The 22469-nt window shown below is 55.0% G+C and carries 21 protein-coding genes and 2 riboswitches; all 21 genes read left to right on the forward strand.

Annotated features, from left to right (window positions below; genetic code table 11):
- Nucleotides 1-46: 46 nt before the first annotated feature.
- A riboswitch (SAM riboswitch) is annotated at nucleotides 47-151 on the forward strand.
- Between the two features lie 88 nt (nucleotides 152-239).
- The 21 genes from metK to cbiE all read left to right on the forward strand — a co-directional run bounded on the left by metK (nucleotide 240) and on the right by cbiE (nucleotide 22466).
- Complete coding sequence (metK, locus tag H8J70_RS06500; protein ID WP_186503051.1) at nucleotides 240-1430, forward strand: methionine adenosyltransferase; 1191 nt, start codon at nucleotides 240-242, stop codon at nucleotides 1428-1430.
- A gap of 153 nt (nucleotides 1431-1583) precedes the next feature.
- Nucleotides 1584-1763, forward strand: coding sequence for a 30S ribosomal protein S21 (gene rpsU, locus H8J70_RS06505; protein WP_059077465.1), 180 nt, complete (start codon nucleotides 1584-1586; stop codon nucleotides 1761-1763).
- Nucleotides 1764-1789: 26 nt separating this feature from the next.
- Nucleotides 1790-2242 carry a GatB/YqeY domain-containing protein gene (locus H8J70_RS06510; RefSeq protein WP_186503052.1) on the forward strand — a complete coding sequence of 151 codons (453 nt, stop codon included), beginning with the start codon at nucleotides 1790-1792 and terminating at the stop codon, nucleotides 2240-2242.
- A gap of 167 nt (nucleotides 2243-2409) precedes the next feature.
- Nucleotides 2410-4311: a type I glutamate--ammonia ligase gene (locus H8J70_RS06515; RefSeq protein WP_186503053.1), complete on the forward strand. Its 1902-nt coding sequence runs from the start codon at nucleotides 2410-2412 to the stop codon at nucleotides 4309-4311.
- Nucleotides 4312-4864: 553 nt separating this feature from the next.
- On the forward strand, nucleotides 4865-5977 hold the full coding sequence (locus H8J70_RS06520) for an aminopeptidase (RefSeq protein ID WP_186503054.1): 1113 nt from the start codon (nucleotides 4865-4867) through the stop codon (nucleotides 5975-5977).
- A 65-nt stretch (nucleotides 5978-6042) separates the two neighbouring features.
- Nucleotides 6043-7998, forward strand: a complete 1956-nt coding sequence (locus H8J70_RS06525; protein ID WP_186503055.1) for an OPT family oligopeptide transporter — start codon at nucleotides 6043-6045, stop codon at nucleotides 7996-7998.
- Nucleotides 7999-8157: 159 nt separating this feature from the next.
- A riboswitch (cobalamin riboswitch) is annotated at nucleotides 8158-8341 on the forward strand.
- Nucleotides 8342-8466: 125 nt separating this feature from the next.
- A complete protein-coding gene (locus tag H8J70_RS06530; protein WP_186503056.1) occupies nucleotides 8467-9471 on the forward strand; it encodes a sirohydrochlorin cobaltochelatase in 1005 nt (334 codons plus the stop codon).
- Nucleotides 9472-9560: 89 nt separating this feature from the next.
- The gene (locus H8J70_RS06535) at nucleotides 9561-10166 is read left to right on the forward strand and encodes a MotA/TolQ/ExbB proton channel family protein (RefSeq protein WP_186503057.1); all 606 of its coding nucleotides are present in this window, start codon (nucleotides 9561-9563) and stop codon (nucleotides 10164-10166) included.
- Entirely contained in the window at nucleotides 10163-10576 is a 414-nt protein-coding gene (locus H8J70_RS06540; protein ID WP_186503058.1) for an ExbD/TolR family protein, read from the forward strand. The genes H8J70_RS06535 and H8J70_RS06540 overlap by 4 nt, the downstream gene beginning before the upstream one ends.
- A complete protein-coding gene (locus H8J70_RS06545) occupies nucleotides 10573-11265 on the forward strand; it encodes a TonB family protein (RefSeq protein WP_186503059.1) in 693 nt (230 codons plus the stop codon). The genes H8J70_RS06540 and H8J70_RS06545 overlap by 4 nt, the downstream gene beginning before the upstream one ends.
- Before the next feature lie 30 nt (nucleotides 11266-11295).
- Complete coding sequence (locus H8J70_RS06550; protein ID WP_186503060.1) at nucleotides 11296-13194, forward strand: TonB-dependent receptor plug domain-containing protein; 1899 nt, start codon at nucleotides 11296-11298, stop codon at nucleotides 13192-13194.
- A gap of 17 nt (nucleotides 13195-13211) precedes the next feature.
- Nucleotides 13212-14159 (forward strand): ABC transporter substrate-binding protein, encoded by a 948-nt coding sequence (locus H8J70_RS06555; RefSeq protein ID WP_186503061.1) that lies wholly within the window; start codon nucleotides 13212-13214, stop codon nucleotides 14157-14159.
- The gene (locus H8J70_RS06560) at nucleotides 14156-15142 is read left to right on the forward strand and encodes a FecCD family ABC transporter permease (protein ID WP_186503062.1); all 987 of its coding nucleotides are present in this window, start codon (nucleotides 14156-14158) and stop codon (nucleotides 15140-15142) included. The genes H8J70_RS06555 and H8J70_RS06560 overlap by 4 nt, the downstream gene beginning before the upstream one ends.
- Nucleotides 15139-15936 carry an ABC transporter ATP-binding protein gene (locus H8J70_RS06565; protein ID WP_186503063.1) on the forward strand — a complete coding sequence of 266 codons (798 nt, stop codon included), beginning with the start codon at nucleotides 15139-15141 and terminating at the stop codon, nucleotides 15934-15936. Before H8J70_RS06560 ends, H8J70_RS06565 begins: the two co-directional genes overlap by 4 nt.
- A gap of 112 nt (nucleotides 15937-16048) precedes the next feature.
- Nucleotides 16049-17182: a cobalt-precorrin-5B (C(1))-methyltransferase CbiD gene (cbiD, locus tag H8J70_RS06570; protein ID WP_186503064.1), complete on the forward strand. Its 1134-nt coding sequence runs from the start codon at nucleotides 16049-16051 to the stop codon at nucleotides 17180-17182.
- Nucleotides 17179-17886: a precorrin-2 C(20)-methyltransferase gene (cobI, locus tag H8J70_RS06575; protein WP_186503065.1), complete on the forward strand. Its 708-nt coding sequence runs from the start codon at nucleotides 17179-17181 to the stop codon at nucleotides 17884-17886. The genes cbiD and cobI overlap by 4 nt, the downstream gene beginning before the upstream one ends.
- A 45-nt stretch (nucleotides 17887-17931) precedes the next feature.
- A complete protein-coding gene (gene cobM / locus H8J70_RS06580; protein ID WP_186503066.1) occupies nucleotides 17932-18693 on the forward strand; it encodes a precorrin-4 C(11)-methyltransferase in 762 nt (253 codons plus the stop codon).
- 24 nt (nucleotides 18694-18717) lie between these two features.
- Nucleotides 18718-19773 carry a cobalt-precorrin 5A hydrolase gene (locus H8J70_RS06585; RefSeq protein WP_186503067.1) on the forward strand — a complete coding sequence of 352 codons (1056 nt, stop codon included), beginning with the start codon at nucleotides 18718-18720 and terminating at the stop codon, nucleotides 19771-19773.
- A gap of 5 nt (nucleotides 19774-19778) precedes the next feature.
- Nucleotides 19779-20510 carry a precorrin-3B C(17)-methyltransferase gene (cobJ, locus tag H8J70_RS06590; RefSeq protein ID WP_186503068.1) on the forward strand — a complete coding sequence of 244 codons (732 nt, stop codon included), beginning with the start codon at nucleotides 19779-19781 and terminating at the stop codon, nucleotides 20508-20510.
- A complete protein-coding gene (gene cobK, locus H8J70_RS06595; RefSeq protein WP_186503069.1) occupies nucleotides 20507-21268 on the forward strand; it encodes a precorrin-6A reductase in 762 nt (253 codons plus the stop codon). Before cobJ ends, cobK begins: the two co-directional genes overlap by 4 nt.
- Nucleotides 21255-22466 carry a precorrin-6y C5,15-methyltransferase (decarboxylating) subunit CbiE gene (gene cbiE / locus H8J70_RS06600; RefSeq protein WP_186503070.1) on the forward strand — a complete coding sequence of 404 codons (1212 nt, stop codon included), beginning with the start codon at nucleotides 21255-21257 and terminating at the stop codon, nucleotides 22464-22466. The genes cobK and cbiE overlap by 14 nt, the downstream gene beginning before the upstream one ends.
- Nucleotides 22467-22469 lie beyond the last annotated feature (3 nt).

Consider the following 22469-nt stretch of genomic DNA (forward strand, 5'->3'; position numbering starts at 1 on the left):
TTTTAGTCCTCTTTCGTTTATACTAATACAAGTCAAACAGAATATAGTTCCATCAAGAGACGGCGGAGGGATTGGCCCTGTGATGCCGCAGCAACCTTCATACACGTGAAAGGTGCTAAATCCAACAGTAGCAACTACTGGAAGATGGGTGTGTAAAAGCCCCTCTTTTGAGGGGCTTTTTTTTACGGAACTACATGAACACTGACAGCATATAGAGTACTTAAAGGAGGAACCACCAAATGGCTAAAGACCGCGAATTCTTCACATCTGAATCCGTTACCGAAGGTCATCCCGACAAGATGGCCGACCAGATTTCCGACAGCATTCTCGACGCAATTCTGGCTAAAGACAAAAATGCCCGCGTAGCGTGCGAAACCCTCGTTACGACCGGTATGGTACATGTCGTAGGGGAAATTTCTACGACCTGCTACGTCGATATTCCGCACATCGTCCGCGAAACAATCCGCGACATTGGCTACACCCGCGCAAAGTATGGTTTTGACTGCGATACGTGCGGCATCCTTGTCTCCCTGGACGAACAGTCTTCTGATATTGCCATGGGCGTAGACGAAGCACTGGAAGCCAAAGAAGGGGAAAAGGATAAATTCGATACGATCGGTGCCGGTGACCAGGGCATGATGTTCGGCTATGCTTCGAACGAAACACCGGAATACATGCCACTGCCTATTTCCTTGGCACACCGCCTGGCACGCCGCCTGGCACAGGTTCGTAAAGACGGCACACTGCCGTACCTTCGTCCCGATGGCAAAACGCAGGTAACCGTAGAATACGAAGATGGCAAACCGGTCCGCATCGACACGATTGTCATTTCGGCGCAGCACAGCCCGGAAGTAACACGGGAACAGATCGAAAAGGATCTCCTCGAACACGTTATTAAACCGATTCTGCCGGAAGGCCTTTTCGATGAAAAGACGAAGCTCTACATCAACCCGACAGGCCGTTTCGTTATCGGCGGTCCGCAGGGCGACTCGGGCCTGACAGGCCGCAAGATCATCGTCGATACGTACGGTGGCATGGCCCGTCATGGCGGCGGCTGCTTCTCCGGTAAGGACCCCACAAAGGTTGACCGTTCGGCAGCCTATGCAGCCCGTTACGTAGCGAAAAACATCGTCGCTGCCGGCCTGGCTGACAAAGTAGAAATCCAGCTCGCTTATGCCATCGGCGTAGCCCGCCCGGTTTCCATTCACGTAAAAACTTTTGGTACTGGCAAAGTAGAAAACGATGTCATTACCAAATTGATCAACAAACACTTCGACCTGCGTCCGGCCGGCATCATTGAAATGCTCGACCTGCAGCGCCCGATTTATCGCCAGACTGCTGCCTATGGCCACTTCGGCCGTACAGACGTCGATCTGCCTTGGGAAAAGACGGATAAAGCCGACGTCCTCCGTCAGGAAGCAGGCTTATAATAGGGAAGGAATGGCTCTTTTACGGGGCTGTACCAGCTATGACTTGTCATTATAACTGCATTAACAGATTGACAAAAATGCTCTTTTTGGGTATAATTTCAATGTGTGCAGTAAAGCACTCCCTAACATACATTTTGGAGGGAGGGATAGAGAATGGCAGAAATCAAAGTTGGTAAAAATGAATCTTTGGACAGCGCACTGCGCCGCTTCAAGCGTTCTTGCCAAAAAGCAGGTGTTCTTTCCGAAGTTCGGAAGCGCGAACATTACGAAAAACCGAGCGTACGTAGAAAGAAGAAATCTGAAGCAGCACGGAAACGGAAGTATAGAGCATAATCGTCAAACGTAAGAAGGGTGATACAATGTCTCTGAAAGACCAACTGCTTCAAGACATGAAAGAAGCAATGAAGGCCAAAGAAGCCGGTAAGACACAGCTTTCTGTCATCCGTATGGTGCGGAGTTCCATCCGTAATACGGAAATCGACGGGAAATGCGTCCTCGACGACGCCGGCGTTGGTGTGGTCATTGCGAAAGAAATGAAACAGCGTAAAGAATCGCTGGCTGAATTTGAAAAAGCCAGCCGTAGCGACCTCATCGAACAGACGCAGGCTGAAATCGCCGTACTGGAAAAGTACATGCCGAAACAGCTTACACCTGAAGAAGTTGCACAGATTGTCCGTAATGCCATTAGCGGCCAGGACGTAGCAAGCCTTAAAATGGGCGATGTAATGAAACTGGTCATGCCACAGGTAAAGGGCAAGGCAGACGGCAAGCTCGTTTCGCAGACCGTCAAGGAAATCTTACAAGGCAAATAGTGTGTTTATCATAAATATGTATTGACAAATCCACTGATTGATTGTAATATTGTACCATGATTTACAAAACAAAATAAGTCATGCACCAAACAAAGTCAAAGAAGACTTCGCACCTCTGTTTCGCAGGGGTGAGAAGTCTTTTTTTTCAATTAAGGAGGAAATCAGGTATGGTAAAAGAAGATTTAGTTTATGTTATTCCTGCAGGTCAGTATGGCAAAGAAGGCGTGTTAGCCCTTCTCGAACAGCATCCGGAAATCAAATTCGTTTCCCTCGTAGGTGTCGACCTGGCTGGGAATGACACAGATGAAAAGATTCCTATCTCGACATTCTTTGAAGATTATGATGACTTCTTCAACGCTACAGCTTTCCAGACCGACGGTTCCTCTGTTGTACTGCCTGGCATTGCGACACTGTCCAATGCCCGCGTAGATATCAAAGCCGATCCGGGCGTAAACTGGATTATTGACTATAACTACGACAACATTGACGAACACACAGGCAAACCGACCGGTACCCTGCGTATTCCGAGCTTCCTGCGCCATGCTACGGGCTATATCGATTCCCGTTCCATCCTGCGCAATACACTGAATTATGTAAACGACGAACTGATCCAGATTGTTAAAAAATATGGCGTCAACGGCCTGACCATCAATACAGACGACATCGAAAAGATCGTCTTCACGACAGCAACAGAACTGGAATTCTGGGTTAAGAGCCCGAGCCAGGACGTAGCAACGCGCCGCCTGTCCGTTTCCCAGAAGCTCCAGGAACAGTACTGGCAGCGTACGCACGGCGTCGTTCGTACGGCTTTGGAACAGTCTGTAGAACGCCTCCGCCAGTACGGTCTCGAACCGGAAATGGGCCATAAAGAAGTTGGCGGTATCAAAGCACAGATCGATGATTCCGGTAACCTCATTTACGTTCTTGAACAGCTGGAAATCGACTGGAAATACACAGGCGATCCCGTTCAGACGGCTGATAACGAAATCCTCGCCCGTGTTATCGTCCGCGAAGTATTCCGTGAAAACGGCCTCGAAGTTACCTTCCAGGCTAAACCGATCCACGGCGTAGCCGGCAGCGGTGAACACACGCACTTCGGCATCGGTGCCATCATGAAAAATGGCAAATTCGTCAACCTCTACAACCCGGACGACATGAAGAAGGATTTCCTCTCGAGCCTTGGCTACGGCGCTATTATGGGTATCCTGAAACATTACGAAGTCATCAACCCGTTTGTTTCTTCTACCAATGATGCCCTGAACCGCTTGAAACCGGGCTTTGAAGCTCCTGTTTGCATCGTAACGGCTCTGGGTGGCGAAACACCGGACGTACAGACTCGTAACCGTTCGGTCCTCATCGGCCTCATCCGCAATACGAAGAAACCAGCTGCTACGCGTTTCGAACTGCGTGCTCCCAATGCCTTCACCAATACGTATATTGCCATTTCCCTGGTCTACATGGCAGCTCTCGACGGTATCCGTTATGCCTTGTCCAGCGGCAAGACACCGGCTGCTCTGTGCGCAGAATTGTCCAAGAAACCGGGCGAAGCTGCAGATTACCTCGAAAAAGACCGGGCCTATCGTAGTGAAGTCGACGTCTTCGAAGCCTTCACAGCAGAAGAACGGGATGCCATGTTCGGCAAAGCGCCGAAGACCGTTTGGGAAAACTTCAAGGCTCTCGATGAATACCCGGAAAAAGTGGCAGAATTGGCTTGCGGCGCCTTCGAAAAACGTTTCGTAGACTCCTTCAAGGCTGGCGCACTGAAACGTTGGGCTCTGGAATTGCAGTACCGCATCATTCCGGAAAACCTGCATACGGTCATCGAATGCAAACCGCTCCATACAGAAGCTGACACGAATCCCCTCGAAGTCGAACGCTGGACTGTTATCAATTCCTTGCGTACAGAATTGGGCCGTGACACAGAAAAGAGCCTGTCCATCTTCACGAAGATCAAAAAAGCCCTGGCTACTGAAGATTACGACACGGCATCGGATCTCATGATCGTTATGAATGAAAAGATGGATGTCCTGAACGACCTTTATTATGAATACAGCCACAATGCATTCTAATAACTAGAACGCATCATACAGCGAGACGATATACCGTTTCGAAAAGCATAAAAAGATTTCTGATCCTTTTGGGTCGGAAATCTTTTTTGCGTTATAGAGAAATTAGTTAATAGAATTAATCAAATATGCTGCTTGTGACGTCATAACTTTATATTACTTAAATTCATTGTTAAAATGAGGTAAAACGTTGAACGTCCTTCTAGATTTGACGCTCATTCATTTCAGTGATAGCATAGTTGCATGAGACCATTGCGGACTAGAAAAATCTATCATTGCCAGGGCTTTTATTTTTTTGCGCAAAACACCGTATTCTTTTGTTTTGCCAGGCTCATACAGTAGGAAACTGTTCCTTTTCGTTCGTGTATGGCAGGAACTCAGCTATGGAGGTGATGTAATTCGGGGGAAGACGCCGCCAGGCGCAGCCGTCGTGTCTTTTTTGCGTGCCGGGAACGCGCAGGAAAGGGACAAAGGGGTAGGGCTGGGCCAGAGAAAGTATTGAATTTCTTATGTAACGTATAGAAGTTGCTACTTTTTTATAGGAGGCGTTTGTACAATGGATCCAAGAATTCATACTCTTGCAAAAAACTTAATCACCTATTCGGTTCATCTGCAAAAAGGAGAAAAGCTGCTCATCGAAGTCTTTGACGAAGGATTGCCTTTGGCAAAAGCTCTCGTAGAAGAAGCGTATAAAGCCGGCGGCCTGCCTTTCATCAGCTTTAAAAATATGCAGCTTGAACGGGCGCTCTATCAGGGCGCTACGCAGGAATCGTTTGACTATATGGCCAAGTGGGAAGCTGCCCGCATGAGCGATGTAGACGCGTATATTGCCGTCCGCGCCTATAGCAATACGGCCGAACTGGCGGACGTACCGGACGACAAGATGAGCCTCTATCAGACATACTTTAACAACCCTGTACACATGAAGATCCGTCTGCCTAAGACGAAATGGTGTGTACTGCGCTACCCGAACCAGGCTATGGCCCAGCTGGCCAACATGAGCCTCGAAGCCTTTGAAGATTTCTACTTTAACGTGTGCAACCTTGATTACGGCAAGATGGAAGCAGCTATGAAACCGCTCGTCGACCTCATGAACCGTACAGATAAGGTACATATCGTAGGCCCTGGCACGGACCTTACGTTCTCCATCAAAGGTATCCCGGCTGTGACGTGCTCAGGCCGCATGAACATTCCCGATGGGGAAGTGTACACCGCGCCGGTGAAGGATTCCGTCAACGGCTATTTGACGTACAACACGCCGAGCCTCCAGAACGGTACGACCTTTGAAAACATTCATTTTGAATTTAAAGACGGCAAGATCATCAAAGCCGAAGCGAACGACACGACAAAGCTCAACGCCATCCTCGATACGGATGAAGGAGCCCGCTATATTGGCGAATTTTCCTTTGGTATGAACCCGTATGTAACCTTCCCCATGAAGGATACGCTCTTCGACGAAAAGATCAAAGGAAGCTTCCACTTTACAGCCGGCAACGCCTATGACGATGCCTTCAACGGCAACCGGTCTGCTATTCACTGGGACCTCATTTGCCGTCAAGGTGCCGATTGTGGCGGCGGTGAAATCTGGCTCGATGACGTACTCGTCCGCAAAGACGGTATTTTCGTCCTGCCTGAACTTCAGGGCCTGAATCCGGAAAACTTGAAATAAGCGGACTGCAGGCCGTTCCTCATGCCGGGCGTCCTGCTGAAATATAGCTACAGGAGGTTGTTTGCATGTCAGAGCACGAAACGCGACCGGCGGAAGAGTACAATCCGCCCATGTCGCCTTATAAAGAGTATCAGGAAATCAACGCCTACGTCGTAGGCTGGGGTATGTTTTTTGCCGCCCTCTTCGCCTTGGCCGTCGGCTACCTGAGCTTGAAAATCGGTCAGACCGTCGACGCCTTTGCGCCTGTATCGGTCTTGGCAATGGGCATGGCTGTTCTTTTCAAGCGCAAAAACGCTTTTCCTGAAACAGTTCATATCCAGGCCATTGCCAGTGCCGGTACGAACATTCTGGGCGGTACGATGTTTATTCTGCCGGCCCTCTTCATCTTGCATATTTACGGCGTTTCCTACTGGGAAATGGTCACGCCGATCGTCTTAGGTGGTATCCTCGGCGTCTTCCTGGCGACTATGTTCCGCCGCTATTTCGTCGAAGAAATGGACAAGGCCTATCCCTTCCCATCCGGCCGGGCTGCGGCGCAGGTGTTGGCCTGCAATGAAGGCGGTGCTGCCAAACTCATGGTTCTCAGCGGTTTCATCGCCATGTGCTACGATTTCGTCCTCAATTCCCTGGGCTGGTGGAAAGAAGTCATTACGACGACGACCTTCCAGTGGGGCACAGCCCTGGCCGACAAGCATAAGCTCCTCTTCAGCCTGGATAACGACGCGGCGCTCTTGGGGATCGGTTACTTCACGGGTCTGCGCTACGCCTGCATTATTGCTGCTGGTTCCTTCTTTGCCTGGGTCGTCTGCATTCCCGTCGTCTATTACCTCGGCGGCGACCACCTGATGGTTATCAAAGGGCAGCAGGTCCTCCTGGCCAACGCCCCTGTAACGGCCGTCTTCAACCAGTACGTGCGCCATATCGGGATTGGCATGCTGGCTATGGCCGGTGTCATCGGCCTTCTTTCTATGAGCAAGGTCGTCGGCGGCGTCGTCAAAAAAGCGGCAACGGACATGTTCTCGTCCCGTGCTGCCGGCCAGGAAAAGCTCCTGCGGACGCAGCAGGATATTCCCATGAACTACCTCGTCATCGGTACGTTCCTCATGGTCGTCCTCTTTACGGTTTTCTTCCACCTTACGTGCTCGGAAAACCTGACCCAGACCCTTCTGGCCTTCGTCATCGTCCTGATTTTCGCCTTCATGCTTTCTGTTGTCGGCATCAGCTCCATTGCCTTTACAGGGAATGAACCGGTTTCCGGCATGACCATTTTCATGATCATCGTCTCGGCCGTCATCATGGCCAGCGTCGGCATGAGCGGCGACAGCGGCATCGTTGCCATCCTCATGATGGCTGCTTTCCTGTGCTCAACTCTGTCTGTTGCCGGTAACTTTATGTCGGAACAGAAGGTTGCCTACCTGACCGGTGCGACACCGCGGAAAATGCAGCAATGGCAGCTCGTATCCATCGTCCTGGCGTCCTTCGTATCTGTCGGCGTCATTATCCTGCTCAACAACGCTTATGGTTTTACCGGCGAAGGTGCCCTCCAGGCACCGCAGGCCAACGCCATGGCGGCGATCGTACAGCCCATGATGGGTGGCGGCGAAGCACCGTGGCCGCTTTACATGGCTGGTGCTTTCTTTGCGGTCATCCTCTGGATGATTAAGATTCCGCCTTTGGCCTTTGCCCTCGGCGCCTACCTGCCTATGGGGATTAATACGCCGGTTCTCGTCGGTGGTATCGTTTCCTATCTCGTATCGCACAGCAGCAAGGACGACGCCATTAACGAGCTGCGCCTCAGCGAAGGCAGCACCGTTGCGTCGGGCTTCGTCGCCGGCGGCGCTATTGGCAGTCTCATCAGTGCCGTCTTGCACATTGCCGGTATCGACTGGTTTATGAAAGCCTGGGAAGCTACACCGGCTGCTACGTATTTGGGCATCGTTGCCTATCTCGTACTCTGTGCTTTCATCTACAAGATGGCTGTCAGAATTAAAGAAAGAAAAGCAGAGAATAAGGCTGAATAAGTCAAGCTCTGCACTACGTCACGTCCTCCGCGCAGGCCTTCGCTTGCAGGAGGACGTGTTTTTTGTCTTGCCGGGCCCGGCGAAAAGCCTATAGCAGTATTCGAATTCCTTATATTAGGTTTGACGCGCTATGTGCCCTGTGGTATAGTTTTAAATGTAAATGTATATAGTAAATCAGGTGTCGTAAGACTCAATAGAAAAGCCGGTATAAGCCGGCGCGGTCCCGCCGCTGTAAGGACGAGTGATACTGCAGGAAACGTCACTGTGTAGCCGTAGCTACATGGGAAGGCGCAGTAGAGCCATGAAGCCAAGCCAGAAGAACTGCCTGATTGTGATCACCGGTATGACCTGCGAGCGATGGGGAGGAGATTTTTTGTGTTAGCCTGTAAAGGAAACCTGACAAACCGCGCGGAGATTCCAGCGCGGCTTTTTTGTTGCCCAGGCGCCGGTAGAAAAGGAGAGATTGCGATGCACAAGAAACAACATGTAGTAGCTGCCTTAGCTCTGGCCTGCCTGGCTGTGGCTCCATTCTGGCTGGACAACAGCGTCCACGCTGCGTACACCTTAAGTCCAGAGGTAAAGGACGTGACGCCGGCCCTCAAGGAGGCTACGTCCTTAGGTGTCCTGACCTACAATAACCCGGACCTGCAAAGCCTGGAAAATAAGGATGCTATCCTGGTTATGAGCTTTGGTACGACCTATACCAAGAGCCGTCAGGCTACGATTGATGAAACGGTTAAAGCCATTCAGGCAGCCCATCCGCAGACGAAGGTCGTCGTCGCCTTTACGTCGCATATTATCGTCGACCGCATCAAAGCCCATGAAGGCCTTACCATTCCGACGCCGGAAAAAGCCCTGGAACAGCTCAAGGCCGAAGGCTATACGCGCGTGGCTATTGCGTCGCTGGATGTCATTCCCGGCGTGGAATATGACTACGACAAAGCCATCTTCAATAGCTATAAGCACGATTTCAAAAAGATGACCCTGGCGACGCCGCTCTTATACTGGATGGGCCAGGAAGACCAGCGTGACGACCTAAGTGAATTTGTGACGGCCTTTGCCAGCCAATTTCCTAAGCTAGGCAAACAAGACGCCATTTTGGTCATGGCCCACGGTACGCCTCATCCGGCCAATGCCTATTATTCCGTCCTCCAGGACCGCTTGAAAACGGCTGGCTACGGCCAGGTCTATGTCTATTCCGTTGAAGGCTGGCCGCACCTCGACACGGTGATTCCGCAGCTGAAGAAAGCCGGTATCAAGCACGTCATCCTCATGCCGATGATGATGGTCGCCGGTGACCACGCCAACAATGACATGGCTGGTGCTGACGCCGATTCCCATAAGAGCATTCTCGAACAGAATGGTTTTACCGTTTCGCCGTATATCCACGGCCTCGGTGAAAACACGGCTGTACGGCAGCTCTTTGTCGAACGGGCTAATGAAGCTGTAGCAGCGCTGGAAAGCACGAAATAGGAGATAACAGAAGAGTATGGGGCAGGCTGACAGAATGCAGTCTGCCTCGTCTTGTGTCACGTTAGCATTCACTATAAGGGAGTCATATTGTGGAAGGTATTTATCAGGGAATTCTCATGTTTCAACAGGGCGGCATCGTCATGTACGTCTTGCTTCTTTGTTCGCTTGTAGTCGTCTATTTTGCCGTCGAAAGGGGCCTCTATTTCCGCCGTATGGATGCGGGCAGCGACTTTGCCGAGCGCTGCAGCCACGTCCTGCGCCAGGGGGATGCCAGTCAGGCTGCAGCCTGTATTGCCCAGGGCCACGGTGCCTTGGCGGCAATCTTACAGACTGTCCTCAGCGGCAAGGCCGGTGCAAAGCCGGCAGCCTATATGGAAATGGAGTCCGGCATTGCCATTGCCCGTTTCCGGCAGCACTTATATTTTCTCAGCGTCATCGTCACTATGGCGCCCCTCTTGGGCCTCTTGGGCACTATCAGCGGCATGATCCGTTCCTTTAGTATCTTCAATATTGAATCCGGCCAGGCTGTGGCCATTACCGGCGGTGTTGGCGAAGCCCTCATTGCCACGGCCTTTGGCCTTTGTGTGGCCGTCCTGGCCCTGGCCGTCCATGCGTATTTTACACAGCGCCTGGAACGGATCATTACGGATATGGAAACGTGCTTTAGCGCCTGGGAAGTGGGGCGGAAATCATGAGATTACGGGATCGCCGCTCCTTTAGGGAACCGGCCGTCATGATCATCCCCATGATCGATATCATGTTTTTTCTCCTCGTCTTCTTTATGATCAGCACGCTCTACATGGTCCATGTAAAGACCATGCCCGTCCAGCTGCCCCAGGCCGTCCATGCCGAGCAGCAGGCCCGCGTATCGAGTGTCATTACCCTGCAAAAGGATGGCAGCCTCTGGCTCGACGACCGGGCCATGAAAGAAGCAGACCTGCTGGCAGCGGTACAGGCTGAAAAAGAGGCGAACCCGAATTTCGTCGTCGTCATCCGGGCCGACCAAAGCCTGGATTATGGCCAGGTCATGGTCCTCATGGATCACTTAAAGAACGCCGGCATCACGCGCTTTGGTCTGGCTGCCGGCGGGGAGCAGGGACAATGACGGCCCGCAAGGACAAACGGCTGGCCTTGACGGCAACTGTCGCTGTCCACGCAACGATATTTGTGGTCCTCAGTGCCTGCGGTCTCTTTACGTACGTTCACGCGCCTCATAAACCGTCTTATACAGAGGTCATGGTTTACGACGAAAACTCCCTTTCTACGTCGCCTCAGGGCGGTGGCAGTCCGGCTATTGCCATCCCCTCCGGAGCACCGCCTATTACAGAAACGTACACGGATAAGGCGGCTCAGACTGATGCACAAAGGGAGCAGGCAAAGACCGTTCAGGCTGCCGGCGCCGGCGCGGCTTCCGATAGCAGCAGTGCAGCAGGCAGTACTGCCTCAGCCGGACAGGGAAACGGCAGCGGTACGGGTGACGACAGTGGCAGCGGCGACGGGGCAGGCTCCGGCGCCAGGGCGCCCAGACCGGCACAAAAAGCCCATCTCCTTGCGTCGGGAGATTTTAACGTCCCTGCAGCAGCCCGCCAGGGCATTCACGGCCAGGTGAGTCTTTCTATCGTAATCAGCGCCGCCGGTTCCGTTACGTCGGCAGACATTATCAGCAATTCCAGCGGCCGCAGCGATGTTGCCCAGGCTGCGCAGGAGTATGCCTATACCTTGCAATACGCGCCGGCGACGGATGAAGCCGGTGACGCTGTCGCCTCACGGCGGCAAATTAATTTGCAGTTCTAATCTACAATAAAAGGGGATATACTATATATTATGGTGTCACAACGATCTATCCGCACACTTTCTATTTTGCTCGCCTTGGCAGGCACCTTGCCCGTGTCGGCTGATACGACGCGCGTCGTCAGCGATGCCGACAGCGATACGTTTTACGTTACAGTCCGGCAGGCGGCGCCTGTAAAAGAGGCAGCGCCGCCTAAGGCCGCAGCTGCTATGCCGGCACCTGTTGTCCGCCCGGAAACTCAGGTGATTACGGCACAGGAAATAGCCACACAGCATGCGACGAATGTGACCGACGCCTTGCGCCGCGTGAACGGCGTCAGTATTAACGAAATGGTACCGGGCACATCGGCGTACGTCAAGCTCAACGGCGATGACCGGGTTCTGGTCCTCGTCGATGGACAATCCCTGGCCAACGCCCAGGGCTCGGCCTACGGCCGGGGCTCTGTCGATCTCACGTCCCTGCCGGGTGTAGGGGCTATTGAACGGATCGAAGTAACCCGCGGCAGTGGCTCTGTGGCCTATGGCAGCGGTGCCGTCGGCGGCGTCATCAATATCATTACCAAAAAGGGGAGTACGACACCACAGACGACGCTCGACGTCAACACCGGTTCGTGGGGGACCCACGGCTACAGCCTCAGTAACAGCGGCCAAAGCGGCAAGACGAGCTGGTTTGTTACGGGCAATATAGACAAGCGGTCGTATTATAAATTTCCCCAGGCCTATGACAGCGACGAAAGCCGCGGCGATTATAATAACAAGTCCTTGTCCCTGCGGCTGGACCAGAAGCTGAACGAGGCTAACTCCCTGACGCTCCAGGTTTTTCACAAGACCAGCGACGGCCACAGTTCGACCTTCGATAAAAAGGACGACCGCTTCCAGCTTTTGCGCAACAAGGTTGTGGACCGCCTCTACAACGACTACAGCCTGACCTGGCATTTCCGGGAAGATACGGCGACACCAGGCTATATCCGTTATTTCAATAACTATTCCCGCACGTGGTGGACGAATCATTACTTTACGCGTACGCAGGGCCTGGAAGGGCAGAACACATGGCAAATAGGCGCACACCGCCTCACGGCCGGCGCGGCCTGGACGGAAGATGCCGGCACCAATAAAGAAGCCAATTATTTTGACGAAAAGCGGCACAATCTGGCAGGCTATGTAGAAGATGTGTGGAATATTGGCAAGTGGACCCTTACGCCGGGCCTGCGCGTCGACGACAACAGTACGTACGGTACGCATTACACGCCGCGCCTGGCCGTCGATTATCAGGCCAATGACAAGGTCAAGGTCTACGCCTCTATGGCCCGCGTCTTCGCGCCGCCCCGCCTCAACGACCAATTCTATTTCACGGGCTCTACGGCAGGCAATCGTGACCTGGAACCGGAAACGGGCTATACCCAGAACCTGGGCATCCAGTACGCCCTGACGCCTAAGACGGTCTTTGATCTCCATGTCTTCCGCAGCCATTTGCACGACGTCATCCGCTGGAACCGGGCCGTTACGCCGCACGAAGCGGAAAACCTCGATGAAGAAAAGAAACGGGGCCTGGAACTGTCCCTGACGCGGACCATCAACGAACACTGGCGCTGGAACGCCGGCTATTCGTACACCCATATCGACGTGGATACGGGCGACGGCCTGGCCTTTGATGCTACGTACAACCGGCCGAATGGCTATTTCTCGTCTCTCGACTACACCGGTGGCCGCTGGCATGGCAACGTCTCCCTTACGGCCGGGACAGGACGGAATGACACGTATTACCTCGGCAGCTCTTACGTCGTCTGGGACGGCACTGTAAGCTATGAGCTCACTAAAGATTGCACCCTCTACGTCAAGGCGACGAACTTCACGAACGACGCCTATGACCTGTACCACGAATATCCGGCAGCAGGACGGGCCTGGCTCGTAGGGGCAACGTATACGTTCTAAAGGAAGGATGGAATAGGATGGGACGAAAACTACTTTGCATGGTCATGACGGTACTGCTCGTTTGTCTGTGTGCCGGCTGTGGCCCTCAGGATAAAACGGCAGCATCAGGACGGCAGGTAACCGATGCGTTGGGCCGGACTGTAACCGTTCCGGCAGCGCCTCAGCGCGTCGTCGCCTTGTCAACGTCTCTCGTAGATCTGACGGCAGCCGTGCAGGGCGATCTCATGGGCCGCTCGTCTGTCCGCGCCGCTGACGCGTCTGTCCCCAAGGGCTATGAGGACGTACCGGAAATGGGGCCTGTCTATAGCGTCAATATGGAAAAGGTCCTGGCAGTCCAGCCGGATCTGGTCCTCGTCAGCGCGACCCAGCAGAGCAAGCTCGTGCCCGTGCTGGAACAAAACGGCATTGCTGTCTTAGCCTTGAAGACGAAGACCTACGACGAAGTACGCCATACGCTGGACCTCTTGGGTACGGTATACGGCCATCAGGCAGAGGCCCGTGACGCCCTGCAATCGATGGAGCAGCGGCTGACGCAAATCAAAGGGGCCTTGCCGGCAGAAAAGCCGCGCATTGCGATTCTGCACGCTACGGCTAAGAGCGTCACCCTGGAGCTGCCGCACAGCATTGCCGGCAGTACGGCAGACATCCTGGGCTTGCCTAATATTGCCGCAGAAGTAACGGAACAGACCGGCGCGGATATGGAAACGGTACCGCTGAGCCTTGAATTCCTTACGGCCCAAAATCCGGACATTCTCTTCGTCACGTCTATGGGCAAGGCCGACCAGATCGAAGCCCGTCTGCAGGAAGACCTGGCAGCCAACCCGGCCTGGTCTAACCTGAAGGCGGTGCAAACGGGACGGGTCTATATCCTGCCGGAAAACCTTTTCCTCCTCAGTCCGGGCGTCCATTATCCTGACGCAGCGGCGTACATGGCGGAAAAGGCTTTCCCCGGGCTTAGCCTATGAGGAGCCGTAAAGGCCGCCGCCTGGGCCTCCTCGTCGTCTTTGCCGTGCTGACTGTCGTGAGCCTCGTCGTATCCCTCACAGAAGGAGCGACGTATATCAGTGCCCACGATGTCGTCATGCGTCTCATAGCGCCTGGAACGGATGTGACGAGCCAGATTATTTGGAACCTGCGCCTGCCCCGGGCCCTGACCTGTGCCCTGACGGGGCTGAACCTGGCTTTGTCCGGGGCTATCCTGCAGGCGGTCATGCGCAATCCTTTGGCCGATCCGCACATTATCGGTATTTCCTCCGGTGCCGGGCTGGCCGGGATTAGCTTGCTCATCGTCCTGCCGGCCTATACGTTTCTCTTGCCGCTGGCAGCCTTTGCCGGTGCCATTGGTGCGGCCGTTCTCATTTATATCTTATCGTGGAAGCACGGCATTCAGCCCTTGCGTATCATCCTGGCTGGCGTTGCCGTCAGTACCTTTTTGGGAGCCATTATTTCGGGTCTCCTCATTTTCTATAGCGACCGCGTCCACGGTGCCCTTCTGTGGCTGGCTGGCGGCTTCAGCGCCTGCAGCTGGCACGACGTGAGCCTTATCGTGCCGTATACGCTGGCCGGCCTGCTTCTTGCCTTAGCCGGTGCCGGCAGCCTCAATATTCTTCTCCTCGGCGATGACACAGCCCGCAGCCTGGGCCTGCCTGTCGAAGTAGCGCGCTGCCTTCTCACGGGGACAGCGGCGCTCCTGGCGGCCAGTGCCGTCAGCGTAGCCGGGCTCTTAGGCTTTGTAGGCCTCATCGTGCCGCACACAGTGCGCTTGCTCGGCGGCAGTGACCATTTCTTTCTTCTGCCAGGTTCGGCACTGCTCGGCATGGCTGTCGTGACCCTGTGTGATACCTTCGGTCGCGTCATCTTTGCTCCCATTGAAATTCCGACGGGGATTATCATGGCCCTCTTGGGCGTGCCCTTTTTCCTTTATCTCTTAAGGAGGGATTTGTCATGAGTGAAGCCATCTTGACGGCATCCCACCTGTGCGTCTCGTTAGGGGGCAAGGAAATTCTTCACGACGTGTCCTTGCGCGTGGCAAAGGGAGATTTCCTGACCCTCATCGGCCCGAACGGCAGCGGTAAAAGTACGCTCTTGCATACCTTGTGCGGCCTGACGAAGCCTGGCCAGGGACGTGTGACCCTGGCGGGCCAGCCACTGGCTGCGTATGGCCGCAGGAAATTAGCCCAAAAGATAGCCCTCGTCACGCAGCAGCATACGCTGCCGGCCGATCTTACGGTATATGATCTCGTGCGCTGTGGCCGCTTTCCCTACCGCCACTTTCCCCGTGGCCTCGGGGCAGAGGACCGGGAAAAAATCGACCAGGCGCTGCTTGCGACGAGTCTTACCCCATATGCCCAGCGGGAAGTGAAATCCCTCTCCGGCGGGGAACAGCAGCGGGCCTGGCTGGCCACGGCCTTGGCACAGGAACCGGAAATCATGGTTCTCGACGAACCGACGACGTACCTCGATATCCGTCATCAGTTTATGCTGCTCGAGCTGCTGCAGGAATGGCATGACCGGCGGGGTCTGACCATTGTCATCGTCCTCCACGATCTCAATCAGGCCTACACGTGGGGCCAGACGACGGCAGTCCTCGCCGAGGGGCGCATCGCCGCTGCCGGCAGAACGGCAGAGGTGGTCACGCCAGACCTGATGCAGCGCGTCTTTGGCGTAACCAGTGAAATCGTCACGACATCATCAGGACGGTCTTTTCTCGCCTGTTATCCGCAGACCGCGCCTAAGCGATAGCCAATCGCCGGCGCGGCCCTTTTTGACCGTGCCTGCCCCAGGTGGAGGACGGGAGAAATCCATGGTATAATAGAAAAGTAATACAAATAGTCATTATCAAAGGAAAGAAAATATGGAATCATATGAAGTTGTACAAGGAAAGAAGCTCCGTCAGGGCTATACGACAGGGAGCTGTGCCGCAGCGGCGACCAAGGCGGCAGCGCGCATGCTCTTAGGCCGCGTAGCGGTGCCGGTCGTACAGCTGACGACGCCACGGGGCCTGGTCCTGGACCTGGAGCCGGAGGACGTACACGTGACGGCTAACGCGGCAACCTGTGCCATCCGTAAGAATTCAGGTGACGACCCGGATATTACCGATGGCGTGCGTATTTATGCGACGGTGGAAAAGACAGCCTGCGGCTGGGAGCTCGCTGCCGGTCCCGGCGTCGGTACGGTCACCAAGGACGGCCTGGCGTGTGCCAAAGGCGGCCCGGCCATCAACCCTGTGCCGCAGCGCATGATCCGCGCAGCCGCAGAGAGTGAAGCCGCTGCCAGTGGCTATACAGGGGGATTAAAGGTTACCATTTCCATTCCCGGCGGCGACGTCTTGGCGGCTAAGACCTTCAACCCGCGTCTGGGCATTGAAGGGGGACTTTCGATTCTCGGTACGTCGGGCATCGTCGATCCTATGAGTGAAAAGGCCCTGGTCGACACGATCAAGACGGAAATGAAAGCCCGCCGCGCTAACGGAGACACGCATCTTCTGGCCTTCTTCGGCAACTACGGCGTCGATTTTGGCCGCGACACGCTGCACCTCGATGTAGAACGCCGCGTAACCTGCAGCAACTACGTCGGCGACATGCTGGATTACGCCGTATACTGTGGCTTTACGGACGTTCTCCTCATCGGCCACGCAGGCAAGCTGATTAAGCTCGCCTTAGGGATTATGAATACACATTCGCGCTACGCCGACGGGCGTACGGAATTTATGGCCCTCCAGGCCATCTTTGCCGGTGCGTCTGTAGAAACGGCCAAACGCATTTATGCGAGCCGCACGACAGATGAAGCCATTGCCATCCTGAAGGAGGCACAGGTCTTAGAGCCTGTTATGCAGGCGGCGACGGAGCGCATTGAATACTATATGGAACAACGGGTCCACGGAGAACTGCGCTGTGGCGCTATTCTCTTTTCCAATACGTATGGCGTATTAGGGGAGACGAGCCACGTGCCAGAGCTCATAAGGGCCCAAAAGGAGCAGAATACATGACAAAAGGAACCCTCTATTGCCTGGGACTTGGTCCGGGCGATCCGGAACTGATTACCTTCAAGGCCTGGCGTTACCTGTGCCAGTGCCCTGTCCTGGCCGTGCCGCAGGACCAGGCCGGCCGTAAGACTGCCGACGGCATTTTGCGGGCAGCTGCCAGCCTGCAGCCCGGTCTCGACCTCGATGCCAAGGACACGGTAGCCCTCGATTTTCCCATGACCCGCGAAGCAGCAGTCCTGGCGGCAGCCCACGAAGAGGCAGCCAAGACACTGGCGGCGATCCTCGACAGCGGCCGTGACGTGGCCCTCATTACGTTGGGCTGCCCGACGATTTACGCGTCGTGCATGTACGTCGAAGAAAAAATCGCCGCCTTAGGCTATGCGACGGAAATCGTCGCCGGTGTAACGAGCTTTTGTGCCGTCGCTGCCAGATTAGGCCAGTCCCTGTGTGAAAAGGACGACGCCTTGCTCATTTTCCCGGCAAGCCGTCCGGATCTGCCGGAGCTACTCGACGTGGAGGCCAACAAGGTCATCATGAAGGTGCCGCGTCATACAGAAGCATTGAAGGAAACACTGGCAGAAAAAGGCCTTTTGGAAGGTGCGTCTGTCGTGTCGCGCTGCGGCATGGCCGGCGAATGGGCCGGGAAATTGACAGATATGAAGGATAGTGCCTATTTTTCGGTCATTTTGACAGGCAAGTCGAAATAAGAGAGGAGGCGCCGCTCAGACAGTACGCCTGATGCGGCAGAGCATATGATACACTTTGTAGGCGCCGGCCCTGGCGCGGCGGACCTCATTACAGTCCGCGGTAAGACCTTGCTGGAAACGGCAGATCAGATTATTTACGCCGGTTCTCTCGTGAACCCGGACCTTTTGCAGTACGCGAAAGCAGGCTGCCGCATTCTTGACAGTGCTTCGATGACCCTTGAAGAGGTCATTGCGGCCATGAAAGAATACGAAGCCAAGGGCGCCATGACCGTACGTCTCCATACAGGCGATCCGAGCATTTACGGCGCCATCCGGGAGCAAATGGATGAACTCGACAAGGCGGGCATTGCCTATGCCTGTGTACCCGGTGTGAGCTCCTTTTGCGCCGCTGCTGCAGCCGTGCAGAAGGAATATACCCTGCCTGGTATCAGCCAGTCGGTCATCATTACCCGTATGGAAGGGCGGACCGGCGTGCCGGAGCACCAGAAGATTGCCGACTACGCCGCCCATGGCGCGACGATGGTCATCTTCCTCAGCGCCGGCCTTTTGGAAAAACTGGAAACAGAACTGCAGCGTGGCGGCTATGCTGCCGCTACGCCGGCAGCTATTGTCTATAAAGCTTCGTGGCCTGATGAAAAGGTCTGCTACTGCACGGTAGATACGCTGGCCCAGACGGCAGCAGCGAACGGCATCAGCCGTACGGCCCTCATCTTGGTCGGTCATTTCCTCGACGGCGCTTACGAACGGAGCCGCCTCTATGACCCGGCCTTTACGCACGGCTACCGGCAGGGGAAAGACGCGAAGTAAGGTTTTACGAAAGAAGTTGATAAAATGAAAGCGGTACTGTTTTCTTTTACCCGTCGCGGGACGACGCTCAGCCTGACTATTGCCGCCTGGCTTACGGCCTTGGGCTGGGACGTACAGCCCTTGACGACAGTGAAATTTGCAACCATCGACCGTCGCCTGCGCGTATTGTCACCAGACTTGCGTACAGCTGCCGGCGCAGCCTTTGAAGAGGCACAGCTCCTGGTTTTCGTCGGTGCTGCCGGCATTGCTGTCCGGGCTATTGCGCCGTACGTGAAGAGTAAAGAAACGGACCCGGCAGTCGTGGTTATCGATGAAAAGGGACACTTCGTCATTCCTATCCTTTCCGGGCATATAGGCGGTGCCAACGATATGGCCCGCCGTCTGGCCGATCTCGTCCATGGCCAGGCAGTGCTCACAACGGCGACAGATGTGAACCATCGCTTTGCCGTCGATGAATGGGCTGCCCGGTCGGGCCTGGCTATTTCTTCCATGCGCGAAGCCAAGGCCTTTTCGGCAGGCTTGCTGGAAACGGGACGGGCCGGCGTCTACAGTGATTTCCCCATCGTCGGACCACTGCCGCAGGGATTGGAGGTGCGCGATTCCGGCCCCTTGGGGCTGGCTGTCACGCTGCGTCCTGATTGTTATCCCTTTACGGAAACGGTCGTCCTCAGGCCGCGTATTATCCATATCGGCATTGGCTGCCGCAAGGGCATTTATAAAAAGACTATTGGCCGCGTCGTTCTGCGTGAACTGCGGCGCCTGCAGCTGCCTGTTCACCTCATTGCCCGCGTGGCCTCCATTGACGTAAAGGCCAGCGAAGAAGGGCTTTTGGCCTTTGCCAAGGATTACGGCCTGCCCTTGGTCTTTTATTCGGCCGATGAACTGAACAGCCTGGGCGACCAGGGCTTTGCGTCGTCCGACTTTGTCTTGCGCACAGTAGGTACGGATAACGTCTGCGAACGGGCGGCCTATTTGAGCAGTAACGGTGGTCCCTTCCTGCTTCATAAGACCGTGGCTGATGGCGTGACGCTGGCCATTGCACGCGAAGATTTCAGCGTCCAATTTACGAAAACGGAGTAACGTTTATGGCACAAAAAATATATGTCGTCGGCATTGGTCCCGGCGCAGCAGAAGATATGACAGGCCGCGCAGCAGCGGCCCTTTCGGCGAGTGACGTCATTGCCGGCTACCAGACCTACATCGACCTGGTGCGGCCGGCATATCCCGATAAGGAATATATCAGTAACGGCATGACCAAAGAAGTAGACCGTTGCCGTTTGGCCCTGGAAACGGCTAAAGGCGGCAAGACCGTAGCTCTTATTTCGAGCGGTGACGCCGGCGTCTACGGCATGGCCGGTCTCATGTATCAGGTTGCTACCGGCAGTGGTGTAGAGATTGAAGTCGTAGCCGGTATTACGGCAGCCTGCTCCGGTGCCGCCCTCTTAGGGGCTCCCTTGGTGCATGATTTCTGCCTTATCTCCCTGAGCGATCTCCTGACGCCGTGGGAAGCTATCGAAAAACGGCTCGACCGGGCTGCTGATGCGGACTTCGTCATCGTCCTCTACAATCCGGGCAGTCATAAGCGGGCTGATTATCTGCAAAAGGCCTGCGAAATCATTGGCAAGTATCGGGCTGCAGCGACGCCGGCAGGGCTTGTACGCAACATTGGCCGCGACGGCAGTACGGCAGAAATTACGACCTTAGGCGATCTCGCCGGCTGCCAGGCCGATATGCTGACGACGGTCTTTATCGGCAACAGCCAGACAGAAGTCATCGATGGCCGCATGGTGACGCCCAGGGGGTATCGTCTCGTATGATGCCTCTTGTCTGGATCTTCGGTGGTACCAGTGAAGGCCGTTGTCTGGCCCAGGCGGCGTTGTCCCTGCCCATTCGCCTGCGCCTTTCTGTGGCAACCGACTATGGCAGTGATTTGGCACCGCGCGGCGAGAACCTGGAAATTTGGCAGCGCCGCCTGACAGCTGCCGAAATGACGGCCTGTCTGCAGGCTGACCGGCCTGAGCTGGTCATCGACGCTACGCATCCCTACGCAACGGCTGTAACGGAAAATATTCACGCTGCCTGTGCAGCTGCCGGCACGCCCTATATCCGCCTCGTTCGGCCTTCTGAAGAGACGGATACAGCTATTACCGTGTCGTCCATGGCTGAGGCCGTAGAATTTCTCAGCCAGACAGAAGGCCCTATTTTCCTCACGACGGGCAGCAAGGATCTCGATACCTTTGCTACCTTGCCAGACTATGCCAGCCGCATTGCCCTGCGCATTTTGCCGGCTCTGGAATCGCTTGAAAAGGCCTTGCGCCTGGGCTACGAACGGAGCCGCATCGTCTGCATGCAAGGCCCCTTTACAATTGATCTCAACGCCGCTATGTTCCGTTTTTACGAGGCTGCCTGGGTGGTAACCAAGGAGTCGGGACAGCGCGGCGGGTTTGAAGAAAAAGCGGCTGCCGCCCAAAAAGCCGGTGCCCATCTCCTCGTCGTGTCCCGTAAGGACGACGAACAAGGGCCGGCCTATGACGACGTGTGGCGGCTTTTGGAGGAACGCTATGGCCAAGGTTAAACTCAATCTCATCGGTATGGGGCCGGGAAACCCGGATCTCCTCACAGGCGCTGCCCGGGCAGCCCTGGCTGAAAGTACCATACTCTTAGGCGACCGCCGTCTGCTCTCGGCCTTTCCCATGGAAGGGAAGGACGTGCGGCCTACGACGAAGCCTTCAGATATCCGCGCAGTTATTGAAGCGGCAGCGCCGGGGACGGTCGTGGCCGTCCTCGTTTCCGGTGACGTAGGCTTTTACAGCCTGGCAAAATCGCTGACCCATGTGGAAAACTGTGAGGTGCACCGCTACGCCGGCATTAGCAGCCTCGTCTATTTTGCAGCGGCCCTGGAAATTCCTTGGGAAGACGCCTGCATCGTCAGCCGTCACGGCCGTAACCAGCCCCTCATTCCGGCTGTACGGCAGCATAAAAAGGTTTTTTGCCTGACTGGCGGCAAGCATACTGTGGCTTCTGTTTGTGCCGAACTGACGGCGCAGGGCCTGGGAGATCTGGATGTCGCCGTAGGTGAACGTCTTTCGTACGACAATGAACGCATTGTCCGCGCTAAGGCCGGTGAACTGACAGACGCCTCCTTTTCGACGCTGTCGTCCCTCTTTATTTTCAATCCCCAGGCGGAAACGATCCATACACCTGTACACGGCTTGGCTGATGGGGCATTCGTCCGCTCCCACGTGCCGATGACGCGGCAGGAAGTGCGGGCTGTGGCCATTGCCAAGCTGCGTCCTCAAGTGGGCGATACTATGTACGACGTCGGCGCCGGCACGGGCTCGTGCAGCGTGGAACTGGCCTTGCAGGCCCCATTAGGACAGGTCTATGCCTTAGAAGAAAAGGATACGGCTTTAGAACTATTGGCGTCCCAGAAGGAACGCTTTAATCTGCCTAATATGACCATCGTTGCCGGTAACGCGGCGGCTACGATTCCGGCGCTGCCTGCACCAGACTGCGTCTTTATTGGCGGTACGAAGGGCGAGCTGCCGGCCATTCTCGATGGCATTTATGCAAAAAATAAAGCCTGCCGCGTAGTACTCACGGCCATTGCCTTGGAAACGGTCAGTGCCATTGTGACCTACTATGCCGCACATACGGCGTACGACCTGGATATTGTCCAGCTGGCAGCGGCCCGGGGCCGTCATGTAGGGACATATCATATGCTGACTGCAGAAAATCCTATTTTTATCCTTACAGCTTCGCTTAAGGAGTGATTT

It is taken from the genome of Megasphaera hominis, from assembly GCF_014269395.1.
In the GTDB taxonomy this organism is placed as follows: Bacteria; Bacillota; Negativicutes; order Veillonellales; family Megasphaeraceae; genus Megasphaera; species Megasphaera hominis.

Coding starts and splice junctions, on each gene's coding strand:
- metK (WP_186503051.1), top strand. CDS start 240: ATGGCTAAAGACCGCGAATTCTTCACATCTGAATCCGTTACCGAAGGT.
- rpsU (WP_059077465.1), top strand. CDS start 1,584: ATGGCAGAAATCAAAGTTGGTAAAAATGAATCTTTGGACAGCGCACTG.
- H8J70_RS06510 (WP_186503052.1), top strand. CDS start 1,790: ATGTCTCTGAAAGACCAACTGCTTCAAGACATGAAAGAAGCAATGAAG.
- H8J70_RS06515 (WP_186503053.1), top strand. CDS start 2,410: ATGGTAAAAGAAGATTTAGTTTATGTTATTCCTGCAGGTCAGTATGGC.
- H8J70_RS06520 (WP_186503054.1), top strand. CDS start 4,865: ATGGATCCAAGAATTCATACTCTTGCAAAAAACTTAATCACCTATTCG.
- H8J70_RS06525 (WP_186503055.1), top strand. CDS start 6,043: ATGTCAGAGCACGAAACGCGACCGGCGGAAGAGTACAATCCGCCCATG.
- H8J70_RS06530 (WP_186503056.1), top strand. CDS start 8,467: ATGCACAAGAAACAACATGTAGTAGCTGCCTTAGCTCTGGCCTGCCTG.
- H8J70_RS06540 (WP_186503058.1), top strand. CDS start 10,163: ATGAGATTACGGGATCGCCGCTCCTTTAGGGAACCGGCCGTCATGATC.
- H8J70_RS06545 (WP_186503059.1), top strand. CDS start 10,573: ATGACGGCCCGCAAGGACAAACGGCTGGCCTTGACGGCAACTGTCGCT.
- H8J70_RS06550 (WP_186503060.1), top strand. CDS start 11,296: ATGGTGTCACAACGATCTATCCGCACACTTTCTATTTTGCTCGCCTTG.
- H8J70_RS06555 (WP_186503061.1), top strand. CDS start 13,212: ATGGGACGAAAACTACTTTGCATGGTCATGACGGTACTGCTCGTTTGT.
- H8J70_RS06560 (WP_186503062.1), top strand. CDS start 14,156: ATGAGGAGCCGTAAAGGCCGCCGCCTGGGCCTCCTCGTCGTCTTTGCC.
- H8J70_RS06565 (WP_186503063.1), top strand. CDS start 15,139: ATGAGTGAAGCCATCTTGACGGCATCCCACCTGTGCGTCTCGTTAGGG.
- cbiD (WP_186503064.1), top strand. CDS start 16,049: ATGGAATCATATGAAGTTGTACAAGGAAAGAAGCTCCGTCAGGGCTAT.
- cobI (WP_186503065.1), top strand. CDS start 17,179: ATGACAAAAGGAACCCTCTATTGCCTGGGACTTGGTCCGGGCGATCCG.
- cobM (WP_186503066.1), top strand. CDS start 17,932: ATGATACACTTTGTAGGCGCCGGCCCTGGCGCGGCGGACCTCATTACA.
- H8J70_RS06585 (WP_186503067.1), top strand. CDS start 18,718: ATGAAAGCGGTACTGTTTTCTTTTACCCGTCGCGGGACGACGCTCAGC.
- cobJ (WP_186503068.1), top strand. CDS start 19,779: ATGGCACAAAAAATATATGTCGTCGGCATTGGTCCCGGCGCAGCAGAA.
- cobK (WP_186503069.1), top strand. CDS start 20,507: ATGATGCCTCTTGTCTGGATCTTCGGTGGTACCAGTGAAGGCCGTTGT.
- cbiE (WP_186503070.1), top strand. CDS start 21,255: ATGGCCAAGGTTAAACTCAATCTCATCGGTATGGGGCCGGGAAACCCG.